At 72.7% G+C, this 19,206-nt stretch carries 21 protein-coding genes; 8 read left to right on the forward strand and 13 right to left on the reverse strand.

The features are described from left to right. Positions 1–35: 35 nt before the first annotated feature. Entirely contained in the window at positions 36–1,115 is a 1,080-nt protein-coding gene (locus BLQ63_RS02825; RefSeq protein WP_091027979.1) for an NADH:flavin oxidoreductase/NADH oxidase, read from the reverse strand. A 127-nt stretch (positions 1,116–1,242) separates the two neighbouring features. Next, positions 1,243–2,118 carry an NAD(P)-dependent oxidoreductase gene (locus BLQ63_RS02830; RefSeq protein ID WP_091027981.1) on the reverse strand — a complete coding sequence of 292 codons (876 nt, stop codon included), beginning with the start codon at positions 2,116–2,118 and terminating at the stop codon, positions 1,243–1,245. A gap of 142 nt (positions 2,119–2,260) precedes the next feature. On the opposite strand from BLQ63_RS02830, the gene BLQ63_RS02835 reads away from it, so the two are divergent. Then, positions 2,261–2,710: a MarR family winged helix-turn-helix transcriptional regulator gene (locus BLQ63_RS02835; protein ID WP_091027984.1), complete on the forward strand. Its 450-nt coding sequence runs from the start codon at positions 2,261–2,263 to the stop codon at positions 2,708–2,710. A gap of 27 nt (positions 2,711–2,737) precedes the next feature. Here BLQ63_RS02835 and BLQ63_RS02840 read toward each other — a convergent pair whose 3' ends face one another. Next, positions 2,738–3,040 carry a hypothetical protein gene (locus BLQ63_RS02840; protein WP_091027985.1) on the reverse strand — a complete coding sequence of 101 codons (303 nt, stop codon included), beginning with the start codon at positions 3,038–3,040 and terminating at the stop codon, positions 2,738–2,740. Positions 3,041–3,269: 229 nt separating this feature from the next. Here BLQ63_RS02840 and BLQ63_RS02845 point away from each other — a divergent pair, with 229 nt between their 5' ends. Continuing rightward, complete coding sequence (locus BLQ63_RS02845) at positions 3,270–3,518, forward strand: SCO4848 family membrane protein (RefSeq protein ID WP_091027987.1); 249 nt, start codon at positions 3,270–3,272, stop codon at positions 3,516–3,518. A gap of 142 nt (positions 3,519–3,660) precedes the next feature. Here the strand turns inward: BLQ63_RS02845 and BLQ63_RS02850 are convergent, their stop codons facing one another. Continuing rightward, a complete protein-coding gene (locus BLQ63_RS02850; protein ID WP_177154756.1) occupies positions 3,661–4,575 on the reverse strand; it encodes an aminoglycoside phosphotransferase family protein in 915 nt (304 codons plus the stop codon). Between the two features lie 94 nt (positions 4,576–4,669). Then, the gene (locus BLQ63_RS02855; RefSeq protein WP_091027991.1) at positions 4,670–5,347 is read right to left on the reverse strand and encodes an NAD(P)H-binding protein; all 678 of its coding nucleotides are present in this window, start codon (positions 5,345–5,347) and stop codon (positions 4,670–4,672) included. A 229-nt stretch (positions 5,348–5,576) separates the two neighbouring features. Here BLQ63_RS02855 and BLQ63_RS02860 point away from each other — a divergent pair, with 229 nt between their 5' ends. Then, on the forward strand, positions 5,577–6,359 hold the full coding sequence (locus BLQ63_RS02860) for a class I SAM-dependent methyltransferase (RefSeq protein WP_177154757.1): 783 nt from the start codon (positions 5,577–5,579) through the stop codon (positions 6,357–6,359). Positions 6,360–6,390: 31 nt separating this feature from the next. On the opposite strand, the gene BLQ63_RS02865 is transcribed toward BLQ63_RS02860, so the two are convergent. The 4 genes from BLQ63_RS02865 to BLQ63_RS02880 all read right to left on the reverse strand — a co-directional run bounded on the left by BLQ63_RS02865 (position 6,391) and on the right by BLQ63_RS02880 (position 11,853). Further along, positions 6,391–7,221, reverse strand: a complete 831-nt coding sequence (locus tag BLQ63_RS02865) for an HAD family hydrolase (protein ID WP_177154758.1) — start codon at positions 7,219–7,221, stop codon at positions 6,391–6,393. Positions 7,222–7,348: 127 nt separating this feature from the next. Further along, positions 7,349–8,683 carry a M14 family zinc carboxypeptidase gene (locus BLQ63_RS02870; RefSeq protein ID WP_091027995.1) on the reverse strand — a complete coding sequence of 445 codons (1,335 nt, stop codon included), beginning with the start codon at positions 8,681–8,683 and terminating at the stop codon, positions 7,349–7,351. A 141-nt stretch (positions 8,684–8,824) separates the two neighbouring features. Continuing rightward, positions 8,825–10,816 (reverse strand): elongation factor G, encoded by a 1,992-nt coding sequence (locus tag BLQ63_RS02875; protein WP_091027997.1) that lies wholly within the window; start codon positions 10,814–10,816, stop codon positions 8,825–8,827. A gap of 206 nt (positions 10,817–11,022) precedes the next feature. After that, a complete protein-coding gene (locus BLQ63_RS02880; protein ID WP_177154759.1) occupies positions 11,023–11,853 on the reverse strand; it encodes an HAD family hydrolase in 831 nt (276 codons plus the stop codon). 169 nt (positions 11,854–12,022) lie between these two features. Between BLQ63_RS02880 and BLQ63_RS02885 the strand changes: the two genes are divergently transcribed. The 3 genes from BLQ63_RS02885 (at position 12,023) to BLQ63_RS02895 (ending at position 14,253) form a co-directional block, all read left to right on the forward strand. Then, the gene (locus tag BLQ63_RS02885) at positions 12,023–12,613 is read left to right on the forward strand and encodes a TetR/AcrR family transcriptional regulator (RefSeq protein ID WP_091028001.1); all 591 of its coding nucleotides are present in this window, start codon (positions 12,023–12,025) and stop codon (positions 12,611–12,613) included. Positions 12,614–12,695: 82 nt separating this feature from the next. Beyond that, positions 12,696–13,484 (forward strand): oxidoreductase, encoded by a 789-nt coding sequence (locus tag BLQ63_RS02890; RefSeq protein ID WP_091028003.1) that lies wholly within the window; start codon positions 12,696–12,698, stop codon positions 13,482–13,484. Positions 13,485–13,701: 217 nt separating this feature from the next. Next, entirely contained in the window at positions 13,702–14,253 is a 552-nt protein-coding gene (locus BLQ63_RS02895) for a hypothetical protein (protein WP_091028005.1), read from the forward strand. 58 nt (positions 14,254–14,311) lie between these two features. Here the strand turns inward: BLQ63_RS02895 and BLQ63_RS28220 are convergent, their stop codons facing one another. From BLQ63_RS28220 to def, 4 genes are all read right to left on the reverse strand, one after another. After that, entirely contained in the window at positions 14,312–15,478 is a 1,167-nt protein-coding gene (locus tag BLQ63_RS28220; RefSeq protein WP_218125024.1) for an NUDIX domain-containing protein, read from the reverse strand. A 23-nt stretch (positions 15,479–15,501) separates the two neighbouring features. Beyond that, positions 15,502–16,038 (reverse strand): tetratricopeptide repeat protein, encoded by a 537-nt coding sequence (locus BLQ63_RS02905; RefSeq protein WP_091028007.1) that lies wholly within the window; start codon positions 16,036–16,038, stop codon positions 15,502–15,504. A 92-nt stretch (positions 16,039–16,130) separates the two neighbouring features. Next, the gene (locus tag BLQ63_RS02910) at positions 16,131–16,742 is read right to left on the reverse strand and encodes a class I SAM-dependent methyltransferase (RefSeq protein ID WP_245680824.1); all 612 of its coding nucleotides are present in this window, start codon (positions 16,740–16,742) and stop codon (positions 16,131–16,133) included. 42 nt (positions 16,743–16,784) lie between these two features. Then, positions 16,785–17,327 (reverse strand): peptide deformylase, encoded by a 543-nt coding sequence (def, locus tag BLQ63_RS02915; protein WP_245680825.1) that lies wholly within the window; start codon positions 17,325–17,327, stop codon positions 16,785–16,787. 250 nt (positions 17,328–17,577) lie between these two features. Between def and BLQ63_RS02920 the strand changes: the two genes are divergently transcribed. Further along, positions 17,578–18,489, forward strand: coding sequence for a DUF4349 domain-containing protein (locus BLQ63_RS02920; RefSeq protein ID WP_218125025.1), 912 nt, complete (start codon positions 17,578–17,580; stop codon positions 18,487–18,489). Positions 18,490–18,592: 103 nt separating this feature from the next. Next, entirely contained in the window at positions 18,593–19,183 is a 591-nt protein-coding gene (locus BLQ63_RS02925; RefSeq protein WP_091028017.1) for a dihydrofolate reductase family protein, read from the forward strand. Positions 19,184–19,206 lie beyond the last annotated feature (23 nt).

Raw genomic sequence — 19,206 nt, forward strand, 5'->3', positions numbered from 1 at the left:
TCGGCCGCGCCGGGAGCCCGTGGACGTCCCGTGGGTCAGGCCCGGCCGTAGGGGGCCGGGAGGGGGCGCTCGTCGCCGAGTTCGGCGGCGGCCTCGTGCGGCCAGTACGGGCGGCGCAGGAGTTCGCGCCCGAGCATGACCGCGTCGGCCTCGCCGTCGGCGAGGATCTTCTCGGCCTGGCGGGCCTCGGTGATGAGGCCGACCGCGGCGGTCGGCATCCCGGTCTCGCGGCGGATCCTCGCGGCGAAGGGCACCTGGTAGCCGGGGGCGGTCGGGATGGGGGCGCGCGGGACGTTGCCGCCGGAGGACACGTCGACGAGGTCCACGCCGTGCTCGCGCAGGAGCGCGGCGAGGCGGACGCTGTCGTCGGCGGTCCAGCCTTCGGGTTCGATCCAGTCGGTGGCCGAGACGCGGTACATCAGCGGGGCCCGCTCCCCCACGACGGCGCGGACGGCGTCGACGATCTCCAAGGCGAGGCGGGTGCGGTTGTCGAAGGAGCCGCCGTACCCGTCCTCGCGGCGGTTGGACATCGGCGAGAGGAACTCGTGGAGGAGGTAGCCGTGGGCGGAGTGGATCTCGACCACCTCGTATCCGGCTTCGACGGCGCGGCGGGCCGCGTCGGCGAAGGCGGTGACGACGCCCTCGATCTCCTCGCCGGTGAGCTCGTGCGGGACCTGGAGCTTGTCGCTGAAGGCGACCGCGCTGGGGCCCACGGGCTTCCAGCCGCCTTCGCCGTCCTTGAGGGACGCGCCGCCGTTGAACTCGAGGTCGGTGCTGGCCTTGCGGCCGGCGTGGGCGAGCTGGATGCCGGGGACGGTGCCGTGGGCGCGCATGATCGCGGTCAGGCGGCGGTGGCCCGCGACCTGGGCGTCGTTCCAGATGCCGAGGTCGCCGGGGCTGATGCGCCCCTCGGCGGTGACGCCGGTGGCCTCGACGAGGATCAGGCCCGCGCCGCCGACGGCGCGGGAGCCGTAGTGCTGGACGTGCCAGTCGTTCGGGGCGCCGGTGTCCGGCCCTTCGGTGTCGGCGCTGTACTGGCACATCGGCGCCATCCAGGCCCGGTTGGGGATGGTGGTGCCGCGGATGGTGAGCGGGGTGAACAGGTTGCTGGTCACGGTGGTTCCTTCGAGGTGGCGCTGGACTGCGGTGGGTGTGGTCGGCCGCGGCGGCGTCGCCGCGGCCGGAGCGGGTGCGGCGACGCTATCCGATGACCCTGAGCAGGGCTTCGGCGGCCGCTGCGGACTACTGCGTGAAACTCGCGTAGTAGGAGGCGGCCATGTCCTCGCCGCCGTGGCCCTGGGCCGCGGCGCGGCGGAACCGCTCGGCTCCGGCCTCGGCCAGGTCGAGCCGGACGCCGGCGCCGCGGGCGGCCTCGACGATGAGGCGGGCGTCCTTCACGGCGGTGTCGAGGCCGAAGCTCGCCTGGTCGGTGCGGCCTTCGAGGATGAGGCCGCCCTTGATGCGGGCGTACCCGGCGTCGAGCGGGCCGCCGTCGATGAGTTCGAAGAACCGCTGCGGGTCCACGTGGAGGCCTTCGGCGAGGGCGAGGACCTCGCCGATGCCGTGGGTCAAGGCCAGGACCCAGCTGTTGGCGACGAGCTTGAGCCGCGAGGCGCTGCCGTCGGCCCCGTCCGGGCCGGTCCACACGGTCTTGGCGCCGACCGCGTCGAAGACGGCGTTCGCGGTCGCGTCGCCGTTCGGGCCGGAGGCGAGCACGGTGAGCGCGCCGGCCTCGGCGGGCTCCTTGGTGCCCAGCACGGGCGCGTCGAAGAAGACCAGGCCGTGCTCGTCGGCGAAGGCGGCCAGCGCGGCGATCCCTTCGATCCCGGCGGTCGTGGACTGGATCCAGCGCACGCCCGGGCGCAGGGCGGGTGCGGCCTGGGCCATGACCTCGAGTGCGGCGGGGCCGTCGTAGAGGACGGTCACGATCGCGTCGGCGCCCTCGACGGCGGCGGCCGGGGTGTCGGCGATGCGGACGCCGGCGGCGGCGAGGGGTTCGGCCTTGCCGCGGCTGCGGTTCCAGGCACGCACGTCGTGCCCGGCGCGGGCGAGGTTGCGGGCCATCGCGGCGCCCATGATGCCGGTGCCCAGGACGGCCACGGTCAGCTTCTCGGTCATGGTGCTCCTTCTCGCCGGTGCGGAACGGTCGACCCCACATTACTTGCAAGCGCGGGCTAATTGCAAGCGATGGTTATTGTCGTGTTAGGTATATCGCTGTACGCTAAGCTTGCCCGGATCTCCGAGAGCGAGGAGGACCGCCGTGACCGCGACCCCGGACACCACGACCGCACTGGCGCAGCACTGGTGCGCGCTGTCGGCACTGCACGAGCGCATCGCCGACCACGTCGAGCGCAGGCTGGAGGCCGAGCACGACCTGAGCGTCCGCGAGTTCTCGCTGCTCACCGTCCTCAGTCGCCAGACCAAGACGAGCCACCTCCAGATGCGGCAGGTCTCCGAGGCGATCGTGCTGAGCCAGAGCGCCACGACGCGCCTGGTCACCCGCATGGAGGACCGCGGCCTGCTGGCGCGCACGATCTGCAAGGACGACCGGCGGGGCATCTACACGAACGTCACCGAGGAGGGCGCCCGGCTGCTCGACGCGGCCCGGCCGACCCATGACGGCGCCCTCCACGAGGCGCTCGACGAAGCGCGCCAGAACCCCGAGTTCAAGCCCCTGGTCGAGGCGCTGGAGCGCATCGGCGACCGCTGAGCAGGACGGGCGCGGCGGCGGGTCGGGTCAGGACTTCCAGAACTTGGCGCCGGCCAGGGCGAGGGCTTCGCGCTGAAGGCGCTTGAAGCGCTTCTCGTAGTGGTAGTTGAGGTACAGGCTCGGGATCGGGGCGTCGACGCGGTAGACGTTGCCGAGCCAGCGCGCGGGGCGGCCGTCGACCAGCTCCCACATCTGGACGATCTTGTCGCCGGGATTGACCGTGAATCTGATGTGGATCCCGGCGGACTCGATGTCCTCGGACCTGACCCAGCCCAGGACCGCGGGGTCGGGGTATCCGCTGGGCATCGCGGTTTCGTCGGGTCCGTCCATATCCGGGCCAGCCATTCCATGTATTGATGACAATCCGGGCTCCATCATCGCAGACCACGGTATGCACGCAAGTGCCGCACAGAGTGACACCGGGTCTGCAATGCCCAGGATAGTAGGCGCAACCGGCGCGCCGACAGCGCCGCGGGCGCGAGTCGCGCCCCGGCGTGACCGGCGACCGGCGCGGCGCGCCCGGAACGCGGGCCGCGGGCGGGGGCCGGATACTGGGGGCATGAAGCTCAGCCGCCCGGTCTCGGTGTTCCTCCTCGCGTTCGGCGTGTTCTCGGTGTTCGTCTGGTCGACGTTCGTAAAGAACCTGTTCGCCGACGTCAGCGGGCTGGCGTTCGACGCCGCCGGGGACCCGACGGGTTATTTCTGGGTCCACTTGACACTGGCGGTGGTCTCGTTCGGGCTCGGCGTCGCGATCGGCGTGATCGGCCTGCGGGGCCTGCTCGCGCTCCGCGGCACCGGCCGCGACTGATTCCTGAAAGGACGGTTCGACGACTGGGCGACTCGCCCGGGAGTCGGAAATCCGACCTGCGCCTTTTCACCCGTTCGGGACTCGAGGGGCGGTCGTGTCTCAGGAGACCTCCGGTGCCGCGCGGCCGGTGCCGCCGGGGGCGTCAGGCCGCCTCCAGCGCCTCCATCGCCTGCACGGCGGCGTCGCGGTGCTTGTCGGTCTCGGTGTCGGCGAGGTGGTCGGTGAACCGCAGCAGCGCCCAGGACTTGACGCGGTCGGCGTCGGCGCCCAGGCCCTCGGCGACGGCCCGCAGGAGGCCGGTGCCGCTGTGGGGGCCGTGGAGCTGCTGCTTGAACAGGAAGTAGCCGCCGTCGAAGGCGCGCTCGGCGGCGTAGGGCTTGGGGTCGATGACCAGCCACGGCTCCCGTTCGGCCGAGACGATGTTGCCCAGGTGGGTGTCGCGGTTGCCGATGCCCAGCTCGGGCGGGTCGGCGAGCGCGTCGCACCGTTCGAGGGCGCGGCGCAGGCGGTCGTCGCCGACGCGGCGGCGCGTCTCCTCGGTCGCGTCCTCGAACTGGGCGCGCCAGCCGTCGAGCATCTCGGTGGCCTTGGGCAGCTCGGGGAATCCGGGCGGCACTTCGACGGGCCGCCACAGGCGCCGGTAGAGCCCGCACGCGATCCCGATGCGCTTCCACGCCGCCTCGGGCGTGCGGTGCCCGAAGAAGCGGGTCGACTTGAGCCGGTTGCCGGGGACGGCGTGCTCCATGAGCATCGCGCCGGTCGCCGGGTCGTACTCGTGGAGGCGCACCGCGCCGTCGCCCGCGTAGGCGCGCAGCGCGGTGGGCTCGGCGCGGTTCTCCTCGTCGACGTAGACGACCTTGAGGACCGCCCGCTCGCCGTTGTCGCGGCGGACCGGGACGACGTAGGAGTGCGAGCCGCCGCCGAAGGGGGCGCCGTCGATCCGCAGGGACCACTGTCGCGTCAGGGCCCAGACCGTCTGCGGGAGGGCGTCGAGCCATGTCCGCCCGGCCTCGCCGTGCCAAGTGAGGACATCGCGTCGGACAGAGGAGGGAACCACACCAAATCGCATCCGTACAGTATCGAGCACCGCCCTATGGCGACGCAATCCGCATACGCATGGGAGGCAAGCGGTCTGGAATTCCCTGGTGGATTCAGTCGGTTGTCAAGGCGCCCACGGCGTCCGACACGGCCGTGTCGCCGCCGCGCAGTTCGAGCACGACCTTCGCGACGGCCGGGGTGCACAGGAGTTCGGCGATCACGGCGGCCACATCGGAGCGGGTGACCGCGCCGCGCCCGACCGGGGGCGCGCCGAGCAGGACCGACCCGGTGGGCGGGTCGTCGGTGAGCTGGCCGGGGCGCAGGATCACCCAGTCGAGGTCCCTGTCGCGCAGGTCGTCCTCGGCGGCGGTCTTCGCGTCGATGTAGGCGGCCCAGACCTCGTCGCGGCCCGAATCGGCCGCCTGTCCGGCGCCCATGCTGGAGATCTGGAGGAAGCGGCGCACGCCGGCGCGCTCGGAGGCCTCGGCCAGGAGCACCGCGGCGCCCCGGTCGACGGTGTCCTTCCGGGCGGCGCCGCTGCCGGGGCCGGCGCCCGCCGCGAAGACGACGGCGTCGACCTCGCCGTACATCTCGGAGGCGAGGAGCCCCGCGAGGTGTTCGGCGTCGGCCTGCTCGAGGTCGAGGACGATGGGGCGCCCGCCGATCGCGGTGAGGTCCTCGGCGTGGTCGGGGTTGCGGATGAGCCCGGTGACCGAATGCCCTTCGGCGGCCAGGATCTCGGTGAGGCGCAGCGCGATCTGTCCGTGCCCTCCGGCGATGACGACATGCATACGGCCCACCATAACCCGGACGGCGCGCCCGCGGGCCGCTCTGCGGCCAGACGTCCGCACCGGCGGACGCGGGCTCGCGCGATGCGCGGCGGGGGACGGGAACCGGGGCGCGGAAAGCGGTCTCTTGACGCTTGTGGACGGGTGCGCTAGCGTGGGCGGCTCCGTTCGCGGCGGGCCGAGAGGCCCACCGCACCAGGCTATGGCGCTGCACGGCGCCTTGGGGAGACGCATGGCGATCGACGGCGAGCGCGTGATGGCGAACTACACCGGCACCGGAAACCTCAAGTCCCGCATCGACATCTACCGCTACCGGTCGCCGGCGTTCGATCCGGTCGACCTCGCCGTCGAACTGCTGCCGGACGACGGGCTGGGCCTCGTGCTCGACGTCGGCGCCGGCACCGGCCGCTACACGCGGCGCCTGCGCACCGCGCATCCCGGGTGCGCCGTGGTCGCGATCGACAAGTCCCCCGGGATGCTGACCGAGGTCGAGGCGCCCGCGATGGTCGCCGACGCGCAGGCCCTGCCCTACCCCGACGACGGCGCCGACGCGGTCCTGGCGATGCACATGCTCTACCACGTGCCCGACATCCCCGCGGCCGTCGCCGAGTTCCGGCGCGTGCTCAAGCCCGGCGGGACCCTCCTCGCCTCGACCAACGCCGCGGGCGACATGGCCGAGGTCGCGGCCCTGTGGGACCGGGCCGCGCGGGCGACCGTGGGGCCCGGCGCCTACTCGTTCGGCACCGCCATCGAGAACTTCGACTCCGCGAGCGCTCCCGCGCCGCTGAACGCGGTCTTCGACGCCGTCGAGGAGTTCAGGCGAAAAGGGCTCGTCGCGGTCCCCGAACCGGGTCCCGTACTGGCCTTCCTCGCTTCGCTGCGCTCGTGGGCGGACTGCGAGGACGCGGCCTTCGACGCGCTCCTGGAGGCGGCCGCCGGGGAACTGGACGGCCACTTCGCCGAGCACGCGACGTTCGACTTCACGAAGACGACGGTCTTCTACCGCTGCCGCTGACGCGCCGGTCAGGCCGTGGGGCGGGCCTTCGTCACCAGGCCGGTCCGAGTTCGAGGATCGACTCGACCGCCCGGGCCACGCCGTCGTCGGCGGCCTCGCCGGTGCGGTCGGTCGCGACCGCGACGGCTTCGGCGTGGGCGCCCGCCATCGCGAAGGAGCGTCCGGCCCAGGCCAGCATCGAGACGTCGTTCGGCATGTCCCCGAAGGCGACGACCTCGTCGGCGGCGATGCCGCGCTCGGCGCACCAGGCCGCCAGCGCGGTGCCCTTGGCGGCGTCGTCGGCGGTGAACTCGAGCTCGGGGAAGCTCCCCCAGTGCCACCGGCGCACGCCGGGGGCCTCGATGTGGCGGGTGCGCGCCGCGATGTCCTCGCCGGTGGACCCGGGGACGCGGACGATGAACTCGGCGACGCCTTCGGTGTCGGCGTCGAGGACGGCGAAGGGGTCGTCGCCGGGTGCGAGGAAGGTCCAGGGGTCGGCGTAGTGGACGCCGATCTGCAGGTCGGGCGACTGGGCGATCTGGCGGTCGCCGGTCTCGACGGCGAAGACGGCGCCGGGGAGGGCGTCGCGGAGCCGGTCGTGGAGGTCGCGGGCGACCGGCAGCGGGATCGGGTGGCGCAGCTCGGCGGTCCTGGCGGCGGTGTCGTAGACGATCGCGCCGGTGCAGCAGAGGGCGGCGTCGAGGGCGGGGGCGAGTCCGGGGACCCGGTAGACGGACCTGGGGGCGCGGGCGGTCACGGCGACGGTGAGGAGGCCGTGTTCGCGGGCGGCCTGGAGGGCCTTCTGGTTGCGTTCGGAGAGTCGGCCCTGGCGGTCGAGCAGGGTTCCGTCGAGGTCGGTGGCGATCACCTTCGGCACTGGCACCACATGAGTATCGGGGTCGGGGCGTGCGGGGGCAACCGGGTTGCGCGCGGGTGCAGGGCCAGCGCCTTTCGGCCCCGGCCCCGCACCCGTTCCTTGGTCCGGCCGCTTCTTCCGGCCGGGACCGCCGTTAACCGCCGTACGGCGCCGCGGCGGCCTGGGCCGCGGTCAGGAGCGCGCCCTCGTTCTCGGGCCACAGGGTGTCGTCGACGCATTCGTAGGCGGGGAAGAACCCGCCGCAGTCGCCGAAGTCCTCGCCGACCTCGAAGGTGTAGCTGGCGATGCCGAACTCGCCGTAGGTGAAGTCGTCGGTGGTGCCGCTGGTGCTGTAGCCGACGGTGTCGTCGTTGGTGCCGACGAAGTAGCCGTTGGACTCGGCCATGGCGGCGCCCAGGTCGCGCAGGGCGGCGTCGTTGGGCGCCTTGTCGTCGGTGTAGCCCCACGGGAGGATGATGTAGTTCCCGTAGGAGTGCAAGCTGATGAACACGTCGCGGGCGTCGGCCGGGGCCGCGTCGTCGGGGTTCTCGCCTCGCTGGTCGGGGTGCAGGGCCCGCAGCCAGTCCTCGATGGCCTGCGTCTCGGGTTCGGATGCGGCCGAAGGCCCCTGGAAGGTCTCCGCGCACGGGTTGGTCGAGTCGGCGCCCCACTCGAAGCTCGAGTTGCGGTTGAGGTCGACGCCGAGGCTGTCGCCGCAGTTCCCGTTGGAGTCGTTCGCGTTCTTGCGCTGGAGGATCGGGTCGTCGCCGCCGGAGGCGACGATGTCGGTGCCGTCGGGGTTGGCCATCGGCACGACCCACACCTCGGTGGTGTCGAGCAGTTCGGTGACCGCGGGGTCGGTGCCGTAGCCGGCGACGAGCTTGTCGATCCAGCGCATGGCGATCTCGCCGGTGGCGATCTCGCGGGCGTGGATCTGGGCGATGAGCGAGAACCGCGGCTTGGTCGAGTCGGGGGCGGTCTGGCAGTCGCCGTCGGCGAGCTTGGTCACGCAGATCGCGTAGACGTCATGGCCGCCTTGGCCTTCGGTCTTGAGCCAGGAGTCGCCGATGTCGTGGAGCACGGTGAGGTCGGGGTTGGCGTCGGCGACGTCCTGGAGGTCGGCCTCGTAGGAGTCGACGGTGCGGTACCCGCCGTAGTAGGTGCCCTCCTGCTGGACGGTGGCGCCGACCTCCTTGTACACGGTGTCGAAGAACTCGGGGTCGTGGCCCAGGGCGCGCAGCTCCTCGGCGACGGCCTCGTCGCCGAGGATGTGGGCGTCGCCGCCGTGCTCGTGGGCGACGTCGAAGCCGAGCTGCTCGAGTCGGGCGAGTTCGTCGGCGGTGAGGTCGCCGACGGTCCAGGTCACGGTCTCGGAGGAGTCCGCGGGTTCGGCGGGTTCGGCCTGGGCGGTGAGGGTGGCGGCGCCGGTGGCCGCCGCCACGAGTCCCAGCGCGATGCCCGCGGTGGCGAGCCTTCGCTTCATGTGCATGTGTCCGTTCCTTTCTCGGCCCGCCAAGGGTGCGGCCGACCGAAGGGGTGGGCTAAAGGGATCTTAATCCTACATTTAGCCATCAAACCCTCGAATCGTCAACGTATTGGGACACAATGGATTCCATTGCGGATCGACTCGTCAGCGGCCCACGGCGCGGCTCAGGGCCAGCAGATACCCCTCGCGGTCGAGCGGGTTCGCGTCCGTTCGCGCCCGCGACGGGACCGGCCCGGTCACCGGTTCGTGGCGTTCGAAGGCGCTCTCGAGGACGCCCTCGCCGCTGGTCAGGCCGGGGAGGCGCTGGCCGAGTCCGTGGACGGCCGCGGCCGGGACGGTCCCTTCGAGCACGCAGCGGTCGCCGCGGTGCTCGGGCGGTCCGGGGACGGCCCGCAGCTTCACGAGGGCGGCGAGCACGCCGCCGAGGTCGGCGCCGGGCAGTTCGATGCGGAAGCGGTGCAGGGGTTCGCACACGACCGTGCCGGCCTCGCGCAGCGCCTCGGCGAGCACGAGCGGCACGAGGCTGCGGAAGTCCCCCGCGGTGCTGGACATGGCCTTGTCGAAGCCGCCGTGCGCGCTCGACTGTCGGGCCCAGTACCCCGAGTGGGTCATGGTGACCGCGCAGCCCTCGACCTGCCAGCCGTGCAGTCCCTGGCCGAGGGTCTCGTGGACGGTCTCCTCGACGGCCTTGAAGAACGCGAGCGGCATCGAGCCGAGCTCGACGCCGAGCCTGAAGTCCACGCCGGACCCGGGGGTCGGCTCTATCCGCAGGCCCACGGTGGCCAGGAACGGGTTCGGGGCCTTCGCGATGGTCTCGGCCGCGGCGCCGGCGCCGATCGGGCGCTCGACGCAGATGACGGTGGACTCGCGGAAGGCGACGTCGAGCCCGTGCTCCTCGGCGAGGGTCGCGCCGATGACCTCCTTCTGGACCTCGCCGTAGAGCGAGACGGACAGTTCGCGGCGCTCCTCGTCCTGGCGCAGGCCGATGAGCGGGTCCTGCTCGGCGAGCTGGGTGAGCGCGGCGTGCAGCGCGGGGCGGTCGCTCTCGCGGGCCGGGACGACCACGGTCTCCAGGGTCGGCGGCGCGAACCGCTCGACGCGCCGTCCGGGCGGGCGGCCGATCGGGTCGCCGATGCGGACCTCCCCCAGGCCCCAGAACCGGGCGATCCGCCCGGCCTCGACGCGCCCTCCGGGGCGGTCGGCGCCGTCCGCGAAGACGCTGAGTGCGGTCACCTTGGCTTCGCGGCCGCCGACGTCGATCCGGTCGCGGACGGCGACCGAGCCGGAGAACAGGCGGGCGTAGGCGATCCGCTCACCCGCCGGGCCGCGCTCGATCTTGAACACGGTGCCCGAGAGCGGCCCGGCCGCGTCGCCGGACGAGCCGGGCAGGAACCGCCGGATGCCGCCGATGAGACCCTCGACGCCGGCGCCGGTGATCGCCGAGCCGAAGTGGACCGGGTGCGCGCGGGCGCGGGCGACCTGGGCGGCGAGGGCGGCGTCCAGGCGCGGGCCCCCGAGCGCCGGCGCGAGGCCCGCGGGAGCGCCGAGGTAGTCGAGGACGAGGTCCTCGTCCAGGTCGGCCAGCGCCTCGACGAGGTCGTCGAGGTAGGGCCGGTCGCGGGGGCGCGGGGCGCTGGAGGCGGCCGGAGTGCCGAGGCCGCTGGGGGCGTCCATGGCGATGACCGCCGGGTCGAGCCGGGCGGCGAGTTCGGCCAGGAGCGGGGCGCCGCGGGCCCCGGAGCGGTCGATCTTGTTGACGAACACCAGTGTCGGCACGCCGAGGCGGCGCAGGGCGCGGAACAGGACCCGGGTCTGGGCCTGGACGCCCTCGACGGCGGAGACGACGAGCACCGCGCCGTCGAGCAGGCCGAGGACGCGTTCGACCTCGGCGATGAAGTCGGGGTGGCCGGGCGTGTCGATGAGGTTGACGGCGGTGTCGCCCAGCGCGAAGGAGACCACGGCCGATTTGATGGTGATCCCGCGGCGGCGTTCGAGGTCGAGCGTGTCGGTGCGGGTGCTGCCCGCGTCGACGCTGCCGACCTCCTCGATGACCCCGGCGGCTTGGAGCAGCCGCTCGGTCAGGCTGGTCTTACCGGCGTCGACATGGGCGAGGATCCCGAGATTGAGCGTGCGCAACAGCGGTCATGTCCTTTGCGTCGTGGAAGCCTTCCTCGATGAACATGAGCTGTTGACGCATGGTGGCCCTTTCGCCGGTCGGAGGCACGGTTCACGTGCCGCGTGCGCTGACCAGTCCAGCAGAGCGCGGCGGGTGCCGCAATCGGTTTTCGCGGGGGCGCGGAGCGGCGCCCGGCCGCGGGGCCGGGCGCTCGCAGGGCCGCCGCTCAGGCGGCGGCGGTGGCGCCGGAGCCCTCGGCCTCGGCGAGGAGGCGTTCGATGACCTGGGCGACGCCGTCCTCGGCGTTCGTGGCGGTCCGGTCGGAGGCGGCCTCGACCGCCTCGGGGTGGGCGTCGCCCATGGCGTAGGAACGGCCGGCCCAGGCGAGCATCGGGACGTCGTTCGGCATGTCGCCGAAGGCGACCACGGAGGCGGGGCCGAAGCGCCGCTCCTTGCACCAGTGGGCGAGGCCCGAGGCCTTGTCGGCGCCGCGCGCGTTGAAGTCGAGCATGCCGAAGTCGCCCCAGTGGCACATGGTGAGGCCGCCGAGGTCGACGTCCGCGACGGCTTCGGCCATCTCCTCGCCGGTGCGGTCGGCGCAGTAGACCTTGAGCTTCACCGCGCGCCGGGCGCGCTTGAAGACGGTGTCGAGGCCGTCGACGAACTCCCAGTTCGAGGAGCCCACGAGGGCCTGGTAGGCGTCTTCGCCGACGATCCGGTCACCGGTCTCGACGGCGAAGATCGCGTCGGGCAGGCGCTTGGCGACCAGGGCGGCCGCCTTGCGCGCCGCGGCCAGCCGGATGGAGCGCAGGATGCGCATGCGGCCGGTGGCGGGCTGGTAGACGACGGCGCCGTTGGCGCAGACCGCGCCGTCGAGGTGCGGGAGGAGGTCGGGCAGCATGTCGACGCCGTAGGGGGTGCGGGCGGTGACGGCTACGACGGCCAGGCCTCCGGCGCGGGCGGCGGCCAGGGCTTCACGGGTCCGATCCGACAGGTTCCCGCCGGGGGCGAGGAGGGTCCCGTCCAGATCAGAGGCGATCACAAGGGGTTTGAGCACCGCTCCAGTATTGCCTTCCTCCGCCAGCACCGGCAACCGCAACCACCGCAGGCTGGGAGAAGCGTCCATGATCGGTTCGATGATGTTGTGCGGCAATGTGTTTCGTGATTGCGGCGTCGAGAGGACCCCATTGTCGACCTCTAGGTCAAGAATGGTGTAGGGTTGTCCCATGGGCAGACCGAAGAACTTCGAACCGGACGTCGCCGTCGCACGGGCGATGGAAGCGTTCTGGTCCAACGGTTACGCGGGCACCTCCCCCGCCGACCTCGCCGAGGCCACCGGTGTCGGCAAGGGGAGCCTGTACCACGCGTTCGGCTCCAAGCGCGAGCTGTTCGGCAAGGCGCTCGACCTGTACGGGTCGGCCGGGTCGGAACTCACCGACGAATACCTCAACGAGCCGGGCACCGCCAAGGAGCGCATCCGCGCCTACCTGGTGTTCCTCGTCGAGACCGACATCTCCAGTCCGGCGCGGCGCGGCTGTCTCGCGGCCAACACCGCACTCGAACTGGGCGGTCGCGACGACGAGGCCACCCGCGCCGTCGCGCGAATGACCGACGAGACGATCCGCCTGCTCGCCGAACGGCTCCGCAAGGGCCAGCGCGAGGGCGACGTCGCACCCGAGGTCGACCCGGACGCCCAGGCCCACTTCCTGATGAACACCCTCGTCGGACTGCGCGTCATGGCCAAGACCCACGACGGGCCGGCCCTGCGCGGGATCATCGACACCGCGCTGGCCGGGTTCTTACCGCCGCACGGGTGACACACCGCCCTCGCCTGAGGGCGTTTTTTCCGCTCCGATTTTTGACCTCAAGTTCAAGAATAATCGATCGAAGGGCACTCCCATGGAACTCGGACTCACCGGCAAGACCGCACTCGTCACCGGCGCCAGCCGCGGCATCGGCCTGGCGATCGCCCAGGCCCTCGCCGCCGAAGGGGTGCGCGTCGTCGGCGCCGCCCGCACCGTCACCCCCGAGCTGGAGAAGGTCGCCGCGGCCGTGGTCAGCGCCGACCTCTCGACCCGCGAGGGCGCGACCCGGATCGTCACCGAGGCCGTCGAGGCGGTCGGCGGCATCGACCTGCTGGTCAACAACGTGGGCGGCGGCGACGCCGACAAGATGGCCCTCGGCGGCTTCCTCGACATCCCGGTCGAGCAGTGGCAGTCGATCCTCGACCTCAACCTGCTCAGCGCGGTCTGGACCACGCACGCGGCGCTGCCGGGGATCATCGAGCGCCGCGGCGCGATCGTGAGCCTCTCCTCGATCAACGGCCGCACGCCCTCGGGCGCGCCGGTCGCCTACGCGGAGGCCAAGGCCGCGCTGACGATGTTCTCCAAGCGGCTCAGCGAGGAGGTCGCGCCCCTGGGCGTGCGGGTGAACACGGTGTCGCCCGGGGTCATCGGCTCGTCGCTGTGGCGCGCCGAGGACGGCTTCGGCGCGAAGGTCGCCGAGGCGTTCGGGGTGGCGCACGCGGACCTGCTGGAGGGCATGCCCGGCCAGTTCGGGATCGCCTCGGGCCGCATCGGCGAGCCCGAGGAGGTCGCGGACCTGGTGGCGTTCCTGCTGTCCGGTCGGGCGGCGAACATCCACGGCGCCGATCACGTGATCGACGGGGGAACCCTCAAGGCCGCGTAAGGTATCGGAGGCGGGCGCGGCGATTCGCCGCGCCCGCCTCCGTGTCCGGGAGGGGTCCCCGCCGGGGTGTGAGAGGAACGGGATGTCAGTCCGCCGTGTCACGGTTGCATCACGTGTGCAACCGAGTCCCATCCGGGTTCGTCAGACTGGGAACGCCGACCGATTCGCAACGCCGTCCTACCTTGGACGACGACACCGCCCGTTGAAGGAGCCCATCATGTCCTACAACCAGCCGCCGCACTACAACTTCGGCCAGCCGGAGCAGCCGCAACAGCCCCAGAGCGTGCCGCCGTCGTACTCGTCGCAGCCGCCGCCCCAACCGCCCATGGAGACCGGGTACGTGCCCCAGCAGACCTCCCCGGTCCAGGGCTACCCCGGTGCGCCGCAGCCGACGTACGGCACGCAGGTGCTCCCGACGCCGCCACCGGTGCCCCGGAGGTCGCCGCTCATCCCGATCCTGGCGGTCGCGATGGTGATCAGCCTCGCCGGCGCGGTCCTGTCGCTGGCGCTGTGGCTGCGCTCCAGCGGCGACCTGGACGACGCCGAGTCCAAGCTCACCGACCGCGACGACGAGATCGCGCAGCTCCAGGAGGACGTCGAGGCCGCGCAGGCGGAGGCCGACGAGAACGCGACCCTGGCCGCCGACGCCGAGTCGATGCGGGCCTGCCTGGACGACCTGAAGGCCTACTACGCGGCGCCGATCGGCTCCGACGAGGAGGCCACGGCCGAAGCGGCCCTGCAGGAGTCGTGCCAGACCTGGGTCTTCTGACCCGTAGCGGCGGACTCCGCCCGGACCGGCGCGCGGCGCCGCTCCGGGCGGCCGCGTCTCAGCGCTCGCCGCGGTCGTGGTCGAACGCCGCGGGGATGCGCAGTTCATGGCCTCTGAACAGGTCCATCCGCCCGGCCTCCTCGCGGTTGACCCAGCGGGAGTCCGAGGCTTCGAGTTCGGCGAGCCGGATCGGCTGCGCCGGATCGATGCCGCGGGCGGTGAAGCTCATGATCATGGGCATGCGGCTGTCGCCGAGGTTCGTGTCGCGCTTGTCGAACGCCCAGGACAGGCCGGTGAGCGCCACGTCGAGGCCGGTCTCCTCGGCCGCCTCCCGGACGGCGGCCAGGCCGACGGGCTCGCCGACCTCGGCCGCGCCGCCGGGCATGGCCCACTGGCCGGTGTCGGTGCGGCGGATGACGAGCAGGCGCCCCTCGTCGTCGAAGACCGCGGCGTCGGCCCCCGTGGAGACGCAGTGGGCGGCGAGGTTCCCGCAGTCGACGGTCGGATAGTCGATCTCGGCCGGCCGGGTGCGCTCGCACAGGGCCGCGATGCGGTGCTGGCGTTCACGCTCGTATGGATTCTGCACGGCCGCAAGGGATTCCTTGGCAAGTCCGGCGATCGCGACGAGGATCTCGCGGACGGCGGGCGAGACCGGGAGCGGTTCGCGGTCCGGCACGGCTGCACTGGATTCGGGCGCGACGGCGGGCAGGTCCCCGTCGAGATCGGGTTCCCCGGGAGGGAGCACGGCCGCGGCCGCCGCGGCGTCGAGACCGGTCGACAGCTCGTAGACCAGCAGGTACGTGTGCGGGCAGGGCAGGCCCGCAAGGTCGGTGTCGGCGATGGCCACCGGCGCCTGCGGCGCCGCGGTGCCGATGAGGGCGGCGGTCGACGCGAGGCGCCGGCCGAGCGTCCCGTCGGCGTCATTCAGGCGCTCGCGGCGCACGAGCCGGACGCCGTCGGCGCAGTCGACGCGGAACTCGATGCCGGGCATGGGGGTGCGCAGGTTCGCGTCGCGGTCGAAGATCGCCAGGATCGCCTCGGCGGAGCGGTGGTCGACCTCCGCGAGGAGGGCCGCGGAGAGTTCCCGGAGCCGGTGCAGCCGCGCGACCTCGTCGGGTCCGGCACCCCAGTACAGGCCGTTGGCGGCCTCGGCGCGGAGGACGTCGACCAGTCGGGCGAGGCCTACGGCCGCACGGTGGTCGGGATCTGCGGGCGGATTCGTCATGGCGCTCCTCTGCTCGTCGGCGGTCAGATCGTACGCTGCCCGACCGCGGCGCGGGCGACGCTCAGCGCCTCGCGCGTCGAGGCGATGAGCGCCGGGTCGCCGATCCGCTCGCGGATGCGCAGGACCTCCGCGAGGACGTCCACGGCGAGGTGCGGCCGGCGCGCGTCCACGAGGTGCTTGCCGTAGTGCTGCAGCGCGAAGTGCAGGGTGGCGGGCGACTCGGCCTGGGCCAGCTCGATGGCCCGCTGGTAGAGCGGTTCGGCGGCCGCCAGATCGCCCGGGTAGCGGTGGGCGTCGCCGAGGTTGACGAGGGCGGCGACGCGCTCGCGCGCCGTGGCGGCCCGCTCGACGGCCTCAGTGAGGACGCGCTGCGCGTGGCCGTAGTCGCCGAGGGCGATCAGGCCGACCCCGGCCTGGCGCAGCTCGGACTGCGAGAGCCGGGGTTCGCGCGCGAGTTCGAAGTGGACGAGGCGGCGGAGCTTGTCCGGCTCGGTCGCGTACATGCGGCCGTCGTTGCCGGTGGCGATGAGCTCGGCGATCTGGTGCAGTGCTGCCGACATGGCGTGTCCCTCATTCCCAACCGAGGAGCGGCCGCGAGAAGGCCTCACGCGAGGATATGTCCCTGCACCGGTCCTTGCCCAGCCCCGGGCGGTCAGGGCTTTTCGAGGATGAGCCCCTGGTACTCCTCGATCGAGCCGTCCAGGGGGACGCGGTGCATGTCGAGGACGGTGAAGTGCCCGGCGGCGGTCGACCGGATGCGGTCGGCGGTGAGGAACGAGAAGAAGCGCTTGGGCTCGCACGCGTCGGACTCCCAGACCCCCTCGGAGTCCCGGCCGCCGTACTGGCCCCAGTAGAAGCGCCCGCCGGGGACGAGGACGCGCCGGACTTCGGCGAGGACGCCCGCGAGGTGGGTGCGCGGGACGTGGAGCAGGCAGTTCATGCCGAAGACCGCGTCGAAGGACTCGTCGGCGAACGCGAGGTCGGCGAAGTCCATCACGTGCGCGTCGAGGCCCTTGGCGAGGCAGTGCCCGACGAGCGCGGGCGAGAGGTCGACGCAGGTGACGATGTGGCCCGCGTCGGCGAAGTACCGGCCGCTGACGCCGTGGCCCGCACCGATCTCCAGCAGGCGCGATCCCTCGCGCAGGTGCGCGGCGAAGCGGGCCCGCTCGGCGGGCTTCCACGACCGGTCGTCCATCCGCTCGCGCTTGTCCGCCTCGGCGTCGTAGGCGCGGCGCAGGTCCTGCTTGACGGCGTCGTATTCCATGGGGCCCATGATGCACGCGGGGTCCGACATCGGGGCGGGCCCTCAGCGCAGGCCGGCCTCGGCGAGGGCCCGATTGCGGGCCTTGCGCGGCAGGCGGTCCACGTAGACCGTGCCTTCGAGGTGGTCGTACTCGTGCTGGAGGCAGCGCGCGAGCGTGCCGGTGCCCTCGATGCGGACCGGTTCGCCCGCGGCGTCGAAGCCCTCGACCACGGCCGTCGCCGACCTGGCCGTGTCCTCGTACGAGCCGGGCACCGACAGGCAGCCCTCGTCGCCGGTCATGAGTTCGCGCGGCGGGGCGGGCAGGCTGAGCACCGGGTTCACGACCGCGGCCACGGTGCGCACCCCGTCGGCGTCCTCGCAGTCGAGCACGAAGACCCGGGCGTCGACACCGATCTGGTTGGCCGCCAGGCCGACCCCGTTCGCGGCGTACATGCTGGCGAACATGTCCTCGACGAGCCGCGCGAGCGCGGCGTCGAAGGCCGCGACCGGCGCGCAGGCCCGGTGGAGCACGGGATCGCCGTACTGCACGATCGGGTGCACCCGGCCGCTCGCGCCCGGGTTCGTCGCTTCCGCCTCGTCCGACAACTGGCCCCTCCTCGGTTCCGCGCGGCACCCCGCCGCCCCTTTGTTGCAATTGTATTGCAACAGCAACCGCCGCAACCGCTGCGGCGCCCGAACCGGGCCGGTGCCCGCGAGGGCGCGCTCCCCGGGGACTCCCAAGCGCGCCCTAGATCGATAGCGGCTCGTAGCCGCGTCGTTACCCGCGACTCGGAGCATTGGACGAAGCGGCCGAAGACCGGTCGCCGGCCCCTCACGACCCCTTGCGAGGCAACCCGTGCGTCTTCATTCACTCTCCATTGTGGCCGTCTCGGCCGCGCTGCTGCTCTTCGGGTGCGCGTCCGACGGCGAGGACGCCGGCGGCGGCGTCGCCCAAGACCTCGCCGAGCCCGAGGCCGCCGACACCGCCAGCGAGCAGGACGCGGCGAACGCGCAGTTCGACGCGGGCGACCGCGCCGTCATCTACGAAGCCGCGCTCGGCGTCACCGACGCCGATCCCGAGCGCGTCGCCGAGGAGGCCTGGGACCTGGCGGAGTCCTTCGGCGGCTTCGTCACCGACGACCAGCGCGACCGCGCCGGAGACGGCGGCGAGTACGCCGCCGCGCACCTGGTGCTGCGCGTCCCCTCCGAGCACTTCCTCGAGGCCATGGACGGCCTCGCCGCACTCGCCGAGGAGGAGACGCAGCGGTCGGTGACCACCGAGGACGTCACCGAGGCCACCGTGGACCTCGCCTCCCACATCGCCTCCAAGACCGCCAGCGTCGAACGCGTCCGCGCGCTGCTCGCCGACGCCGCCTCGGTGGACGCCATCCTGGAGCTGGAGTCGGAACTGGCCCGGCGCGAGGGCGAGCTGGCCTCGCTGGAGGCGCAGCTGGAGGACCTGCAGGACCGCGTCGCCCTGTCCACCATCGACTTCACCGTGTCGACCCCGAGCGCTCCTCGCGAGCAGGCGGGCTACACCGGGCCCGACAGCTTCTGGGACGGCCTGACCGCCGGCTTCTCCGGCGCCGTGGCGCTCCTGGTGGGCCTCTCGGTGGCACTCGGCGTGGTGCTGCCGTTCCTGCCGATCGCCGCGATCGGCGCCGCCGCCGTCATCGTGCCGATGCGCTGGGCGCGCAGGCGCCGCGCCGGTCGGGCCGGGGCCGAGCCGCCGGCGGCGGGCTCGCCGCTGCCGCCCGTGCGGCGCTGACGGCGACCGTCGGGCCGGCGATCGAAAGCCGTGGGAGCGATGAATCCGCGCCTTTCGGGTAGTCCTCATCCGCGACGGCCGCGAACGCGGCCGCGGATGAGGAGTGCGGCATGGGCAAGGTCTTCGTGGACGCGACGGTGTCATCGCCGACGGGCACGACGGCGTCGGCCCGCTGTTCGACTGGTACAACAACGGCGACCGGGCCGTGGTGCTGGGCGATCCGAGCCGCGTGTCCCGGGTGACGCCCGCCAGCGCGGACTATCTGGAGTCGGCGGTCGCCCCGGCGCGGGCCATGGTGTGCGGGCGGCACCTGTTCGACATCACCGACGGCTGGGGCGGCGTGCCGCCCGCCGGCGAGCACGTCTTCGTCGTGACGCACGAGCCGCCGGAGGAGTGGGCGTGGGCCGGGAAGGCGCCGTTCACGTTCGTCACCGAGGGTGTGGAGGAGGCGGTGGCGCGGGCGAAGGCGTTCGCCGAGGGCGCGGACGTGTCGGTGTCGGCGGGAGTGGTCGGGGACCAGGCGATCCGGGCCGGGCTGGTCGACGAGCTGCACTGCAACGTGGTGCCGGTGCTGTTCGGTTCGGGGAAGCGGTTCTTCGGCGGTTTCGAGGACGTGCCGGTGATGCTGGGGAATCCGCGGGTGATCGAGGGCGACCGGGTCCTGCACCTGATGTACCCGGTCGAGAAGCCCTGAGGCGCATACGGAGCGGGCCGCGG

It is taken from the genome of Glycomyces harbinensis, assembly GCF_900101745.1.
Taxonomy (GTDB): domain Bacteria; phylum Actinomycetota; class Actinomycetes; order Mycobacteriales; family Micromonosporaceae; genus Glycomyces; species Glycomyces harbinensis.

What these genes read in the sequence shown, in the direction of transcription:
- BLQ63_RS02830 (WP_091027981.1), bottom strand. Translation starts at nt 2,118, where the DNA reads ATGACCGAGAAGCTGACCGTGGCCGTCCTGGGCACCGGCATCATGGGC.
- BLQ63_RS02840 (WP_091027985.1), bottom strand. Translation starts at nt 3,040, where the DNA reads ATGGACGGACCCGACGAAACCGCGATGCCCAGCGGATACCCCGACCCC.
- BLQ63_RS02845 (WP_091027987.1), top strand. Translation starts at nt 3,270, where the DNA reads ATGAAGCTCAGCCGCCCGGTCTCGGTGTTCCTCCTCGCGTTCGGCGTG.
- BLQ63_RS02855 (WP_091027991.1), bottom strand. Translation starts at nt 5,347, where the DNA reads ATGCATGTCGTCATCGCCGGAGGGCACGGACAGATCGCGCTGCGCCTC.
- BLQ63_RS02860 (WP_177154757.1), top strand. Translation starts at nt 5,577, where the DNA reads ATGGCGATCGACGGCGAGCGCGTGATGGCGAACTACACCGGCACCGGA.
- BLQ63_RS02870 (WP_091027995.1), bottom strand. Translation starts at nt 8,683, where the DNA reads ATGCACATGAAGCGAAGGCTCGCCACCGCGGGCATCGCGCTGGGACTC.
- BLQ63_RS02885 (WP_091028001.1), top strand. Translation starts at nt 12,023, where the DNA reads ATGGGCAGACCGAAGAACTTCGAACCGGACGTCGCCGTCGCACGGGCG.
- BLQ63_RS02890 (WP_091028003.1), top strand. Translation starts at nt 12,696, where the DNA reads ATGGAACTCGGACTCACCGGCAAGACCGCACTCGTCACCGGCGCCAGC.
- BLQ63_RS02895 (WP_091028005.1), top strand. Translation starts at nt 13,702, where the DNA reads ATGTCCTACAACCAGCCGCCGCACTACAACTTCGGCCAGCCGGAGCAG.
- BLQ63_RS28220 (WP_218125024.1), bottom strand. Translation starts at nt 15,478, where the DNA reads ATGACGAATCCGCCCGCAGATCCCGACCACCGTGCGGCCGTAGGCCTC.
- BLQ63_RS02905 (WP_091028007.1), bottom strand. Translation starts at nt 16,038, where the DNA reads ATGTCGGCAGCACTGCACCAGATCGCCGAGCTCATCGCCACCGGCAAC.
- BLQ63_RS02910 (WP_245680824.1), bottom strand. Translation starts at nt 16,742, where the DNA reads ATGGAATACGACGCCGTCAAGCAGGACCTGCGCCGCGCCTACGACGCC.